The following is a 5,145-nucleotide window of genomic DNA, read 5'->3' on the forward strand; positions in this document are numbered from 1 at the left end:
ATCAAATACACCGTGGAGGCGGGGTTTACGACGGCTGCGCCGCCGGACGCAGCCTCGCGGGCTCGGCAGCTGCTACAGGGGATCGCTTTATCGACCGAGCAGCTTGGCCAGTCCTGCATCCGCCAGGTGTCGGGTCAATTCTGCAGCCGTCATTTCAACGCCTAACCTGAATGCCTGCCCGGCCCACAGATTGCTGAAATCCTTTTCATCCTTGGCTCGCAGCGGCATCAGCGCACCACCGGCGAGTGGGAAGGTCGGCGCTTTATCGCTGATCGGCCCGATTTCACGCATCACCCGATTGAGAATGCCGCGAGCCGGGCGACCGGTGAAAATGTTGGTGACGGCGGTCTCGCTTTCTTTGGCGGTGCGCAATGCTTTGTAATGTGACCGGCTGACTTTGGCTTCCGGTGTGAACAAGTAAGCCGTGCCCACCTGTACCGCCGAAGCGCCCAACACAAAGGCAGCCGCAACACCCCGCGCATCACTGATTCCGCCAGCTGCAATCACCGGTACGTTCACGGCATCGACAATCTGAGGCACCAAGGCGAAGGTCCCGACCTGGCTGCTCAGATTGTCACTGAGAAACATCCCGCGATGACCACCGGCTTCGTAACCCATGGCGATGATTGCGTCACAGCCCTGCTGTTCCAGCCAGACGGCTTCTTCGACTGTGGTGGCCGAGGAGAGAATCTTCGCGCCGGTGGCTTTTACCCGATCCAGCAGGGATTTTTCCGGCAGGCCGAAGTGAAAACTGACCACTTCAGGGCGAAACTCTTCGACGATCTCACAGGACGCGGCATCGAACGGCGCTCGATTGGAAACTGGTGTCGGCGCATCGAAATCGACGCCCAGTTCCCGGTAGTAAGGTTCCAGCAGATCCTTCCAGTCCCGGGCACGTTGCTCGTCAGGGGCCGGCGTTTGATGGCAGAAATAGTTGATGTTGAACGGGCGCTGGGTGTGTTGGCGAATCGTCTTCAACTCTTCGCGCAGTTGCTCGATGCTCAGCATCGCCGCCGGCATCGAGCCCAGGCCGCCGGCGTTACTCGTCGCGATGACCATGGCCGATCCATTGGCGCCGGCCATGGGGGCCTGAATGATCGGTAGTTCGATACCGAGCAGGTCGAGAATGCGGGTGTCTGGCCATTGGCTCATGTGAATGATGCTCCGACGTCAAAACAGGGCAGGGACGGTAGAACCGGTTTTTACCAGCTATCACCGGTGCAGGGCCAGTCGACTTTTGGTTGGCCTGCGGTTTGGCTTAAAGTCTTGTACGGCTAATTGTGCCTTTGTGGTATTCCAAGGGCCCCACATCCTGATTGATTCCATTGAGAGGCAACGATGTTCAACGGTATTTTGATCGACAAAGACGACAGCGGTTACCGGGCCACACTGCAACAGATCAATGACGATCAACTGCCCGAGGGTGATGTGACGGTGCGCGTGGCGTACAGCACCCTCAACTTCAAGGATGGCTTGGCAATCACCGGCAGCAGCCCGGTGGTGCGCAAATTCCCCATGGTGCCGGGGATTGATCTGGCCGGCACTGTCGAATCCAGTGAACACCCGGACTACAAGGTCGGTGATCAAGTCGTACTCAATGGCTGGGGCGTGGGCGAAGGGCATTGGGGTGGATTGGCGCAGAAGGCGCGCCTGAACGGTGACTGGCTGATCCCGTTGCCAAAGGAATTTACCCCTGCTCAGGCCATGGCGATTGGCACCGCCGGCTATACGGCAATGCTGAGCATCCTGGCGCTGGAACATAACGGCGTGACGCCTGAGCAAGGCGACGTGCTAGTGACCGGGGCCAATGGCGGTGTAGGCAGTTTCGCCATCGCTCTATTGAACAAGCTGGGTTATCGCGTCGTCGCATCCACCGGTCGCACGTCCGAACACGAGTACCTCAAACAGCTGGGCGCCAGTGAAATCATCGACCGCGCCACATTGTCCGAACCGGGCAAACCGTTGGCGAAGGAGCGTTGGGCGGCGGTCATAGACTCGGTCGGCAGTCACACGCTGGCCAATGCCTGTGCCAGCACCAAGGCCAACGGCACGGTTGCGGCGTGTGGTCTGGCGCAAGGCATGGACTTTCCGGCCTCGGTCGCACCCTTCATTTTGCGCGGCGTGACATTGGCCGGGATCAACAGCGTGACCCAGCCCAAGGCCAGACGAGTACTCGCCTGGAATCGACTGGCCAAGGATCTGGACTTCGCGTTGCTGCCGCTGATCAGTCATGAAATCGGTTTGAGCGAAGCCATCGAAGCGGCGCAGCGTCTGCTTGCCGGGCAATTGCGCGGGCGGGTTGTAGTTGATGTGAATCGCTGATCAGCGCTTCTCGCGCTCCAGTAAAACGCGTTTGCGCTCAACCCCCCAGCGGTAGCCCGACAGGTTGCCGTCGCTACGCACCACCCGGTGGCAAGGAATCGCCACCGCYAGACTGTTCGCGCCACACGCCTGAGCCACGGCGCGCACGGCCTTGGGCGACCCGATGCGTTGGGCGATCTCGGAATAACTGGCGGTGCTGCCGGCAGGAATCTCGCGCAAGGCCTGCCAGACGCGCTCCTGGAACGCGGTGCCGCGCACGTCCAGCGGCAAGTCCAGGCCGAGAGCCGGAGCTTCGATAAATCCTACAACCTGAGCGATCAGTTGCTCGAAATCATGATCGGCACCGATCAGGTTGGCGCGGCGAAATTTGTCCTGTAAATCGCAGACCAGTTGATGCGGATCATCCCCCAGTAAAATCGCGCAAACCCCGCGTTCACTTTGCGCCACCAGAATCGCACCCAGGGAACACTGGCCGACCGCAAAACGGATGTCGGTATTGTGCCCGGCGGCGCGGTAGTCACGTGGCTTCATGCCCAAAAGATGATCGGCTGCTTCATAGAAGCGGCTGTTGGAATTGAAACCAGCGTCATACAGGGCATCGGTGACTGTGCTGCCGTCCGTCAGGTGTTCACGCACCTTGCGCGAGCGATGGGCCGTGGCGTAGCCCTTGGGTGTCAGCCCGGTGACGGCTTTGAACACTCGATGGAAGTGAAAACTGCTGAGGCCCGCGGCATCCGCCAGTTCATTGAGTGCCGGGAGATTTTCGGCGGATTCGATGTGTCGGCAGGCAGCGGCAACGGTGGCCGCGTGTTGGGCGGCGACGTCACTTTGATCTTTTGTAGCGCGTTTGCTTGGTCGATAGCCCGCCGCTTGGGCTTGCTCCGGGGTATCGAAAAATTCGACATTCTGCGGTTTCGGCAAGCGCGCCAGGCTGCTGGGGCGGCAGTAGATGCCGGTGGTTTTTACGGCATAGACAAACTGTCCGTCTGCGGTCGGATCGCGGGCGACGACTGCGGCCCAGCGTGGATCGATTTCGGTAGCGGTCTTCGTCGAATGAGTTGTCATGTCGGTATATCCATTGACTGGTTTCATTCAGATTAATCAGGCAGAGGAGGCGCCGCACTCCGGGTCTTGCGGTCAAACTCGAGCGCTTCATCCGGCCGTGCGAAACGTGAAATTGATCCTTTGTTCACCCAGTCTCGAATGTTGACCGTCCTTGATCGGCAGTACGCCGTGATAGCGCAAACGGTCTACGCCACCCCAGACTACGATGTCGCCATGCAGCAACGGCACGCGCAGGCTTTTATCGCTTCGTTCAAAGCCGCCGAACAGGAACGTCGCCGGCAACCCCAGCGACACCGAAACGATCGGGGCTGCATAGGAGCCTTCGTCTTTATCCTGGTGCAATGACATCTTGGCGCCAGGGACGTAGCGGTTGATCAGGCAGGAATCGGGGACAAAATCCACGAACCCCGCTTCACACGCAGCAGCTTGGGCTAGCTTGAAAAACACCTCAGGCATCTCGGGCCAGGGTTGCCCGGTCTGAGGGTCATTGCGCGTGTATTTGTAGCCGCTTCGATCAGTGGTCCAGCCCAAGGCGCCGCAACTGCTTAACGCCACCGACATGGTAAAACCGCCGGGCGTGACCATCTGCCGAAACGGTGCGGCCGCTAAAACTGCGTTCAGCGCGGTCAGCAACGGATCCAGCCAGGGCAGGGCAAAGCCGCGCAAGACACAGGCCTGTTCGCCGATCTGCTCGCGCCTTGGCGGTTGCTCGGGTTCTGTGTTGGTAAACAAATCCAGGGTGATGGGGCTCATGAGTCATAACGCGTCGTGAAAGATGATTCCAAGGGTGTGCCGTTTCCCGCTGTGCACGCGACTCACGCCGTGGCGCATGTTCACTCGGTAATAGCCGCGAACACCTTTGACCGGCCGCTGGCTGACGGCAAAGACCAAGGCATCGCCTTTTTTCAGGTCAATGACCTGAGGGCGTGACTGCATGCGGGGGCGCTGTTCGGTCAGGACGAATTCGCCGCCGGTGAAGTCCACGCCCGGTTCTGACAGGAGAATCGCCACTTGCAAAGGGAAGACGTGTTCGCCGTACAGATCCTGATGCAGGCAGTTGTAGTCCTGCGGGCCATATTGCAGCAACAAGGGCGTCGGGCGTTCCTGACCGGCGGCATGGCAGCGTTGCACAAACGCTTCGTGCTTGGCGGGAAAGCGCGTCGGCAGGTCCATGCATTCGTACCAGCGATTGGCAATCGGCACCAGTCCGGGGTAGAGCTCGTTTCGCAAACGGGCGATGTGTTCCGGCAAGGGATATCTGAAGTACTTGTACTCGCCACGGCCAAAACCGTGACGAGCCATGATCACCTGTGAGCGAAAGAGCTCAGGCTGCCCGTACAGGGCGCTGATTTCGTCGCAGGCTTCGGCACTCAGGAGTGATCGGATAATGGCGCAGCCATCCTGATCGAGTTGTTGCTCCAGCATGTTCTGACGCCTTGACCAGAGGTTGATGGGTCAGTMTAGGCGGTGATGGTGGGGCGAACACTCCGGCGCTTGCGGTCAAATGTCAGCTGCAGGAGCAGACATCCATGTTGTCGCTCCGAGAGCTGTTACAGCGCTTTGCTGACGCTGATATCACTGATGACGTCGTCGCTCTCGCCATGAATGGCGTCAAGCGCGGCCTTGGCTTCTTCTGCGGTGCCGTTTTCAAGCTGGGCAAACTCAAAGCGGCGTTCACCGTTGAGTTTGTATTTGATGACATATTTGGTCGTTTGGGCCACGGTCATACCTGCCTTGTTTCATGTGCGGACGTTACTC

General features: G+C 59.4%; 6 protein-coding genes. 1 reads left to right on the forward strand and 5 read right to left on the reverse strand.

Translation table 11 applies throughout. The features are described 5' to 3' along the window. Positions 1 to 87: 87 nt before the first annotated feature. Positions 88 to 1,152: an NAD(P)H-dependent flavin oxidoreductase gene (locus AC1DRJ_RS18690; RefSeq protein ID WP_477803464.1), complete on the reverse strand. Its 1,065-nt coding sequence runs from the start codon at positions 1,150 to 1,152 to the stop codon at positions 88 to 90. A gap of 186 nt (positions 1,153 to 1,338) precedes the next feature. Between AC1DRJ_RS18690 and acuI the strand changes: the two genes are divergently transcribed. Next, complete coding sequence (acuI, locus tag AC1DRJ_RS18695; protein WP_477803465.1) at positions 1,339 to 2,322, forward strand: acrylyl-CoA reductase (NADPH); 984 nt, start codon at positions 1,339 to 1,341, stop codon at positions 2,320 to 2,322. Here the strand turns inward: acuI and ada are convergent, their stop codons facing one another. From ada to AC1DRJ_RS18715, 4 genes are all read right to left on the reverse strand, one after another. Then, positions 2,323 to 3,387 (reverse strand): bifunctional DNA-binding transcriptional regulator/O6-methylguanine-DNA methyltransferase Ada, encoded by a 1,065-nt coding sequence (gene ada, locus AC1DRJ_RS18700; RefSeq protein ID WP_477803466.1) that lies wholly within the window; start codon positions 3,385 to 3,387, stop codon positions 2,323 to 2,325. 87 nt (positions 3,388 to 3,474) lie between these two features. Then, positions 3,475 to 4,140, reverse strand: coding sequence for a DNA oxidative demethylase AlkB (alkB, locus tag AC1DRJ_RS18705; protein WP_477803467.1), 666 nt, complete (start codon positions 4,138 to 4,140; stop codon positions 3,475 to 3,477). A gap of 3 nt (positions 4,141 to 4,143) precedes the next feature. After that, positions 4,144 to 4,812 carry a 2OG-Fe(II) oxygenase gene (locus tag AC1DRJ_RS18710; protein WP_477803468.1) on the reverse strand — a complete coding sequence of 223 codons (669 nt, stop codon included), beginning with the start codon at positions 4,810 to 4,812 and terminating at the stop codon, positions 4,144 to 4,146. A gap of 125 nt (positions 4,813 to 4,937) precedes the next feature. After that, complete coding sequence (locus AC1DRJ_RS18715) at positions 4,938 to 5,114, reverse strand: hypothetical protein (protein ID WP_477803469.1); 177 nt, start codon at positions 5,112 to 5,114, stop codon at positions 4,938 to 4,940. Positions 5,115 to 5,145: the final 31 nt, after the last annotated feature.

This window comes from Pseudomonas sp. P5_B2 (genome assembly GCF_056400445.1).

Coding starts and splice junctions, on each gene's coding strand:
- AC1DRJ_RS18690 (WP_477803464.1), bottom strand. CDS start 1,152: ATGAGCCAATGGCCAGACACCCGCATTCTCGACCTGCTCGGTATCGAA.
- acuI (WP_477803465.1), top strand. CDS start 1,339: ATGTTCAACGGTATTTTGATCGACAAAGACGACAGCGGTTACCGGGCC.
- alkB (WP_477803467.1), bottom strand. CDS start 4,140: ATGAGCCCCATCACCCTGGATTTGTTTACCAACACAGAACCCGAGCAA.
- AC1DRJ_RS18710 (WP_477803468.1), bottom strand. CDS start 4,812: ATGCTGGAGCAACAACTCGATCAGGATGGCTGCGCCATTATCCGATCA.
- AC1DRJ_RS18715 (WP_477803469.1), bottom strand. CDS start 5,114: ATGACCGTGGCCCAAACGACCAAATATGTCATCAAATACAAACTCAAC.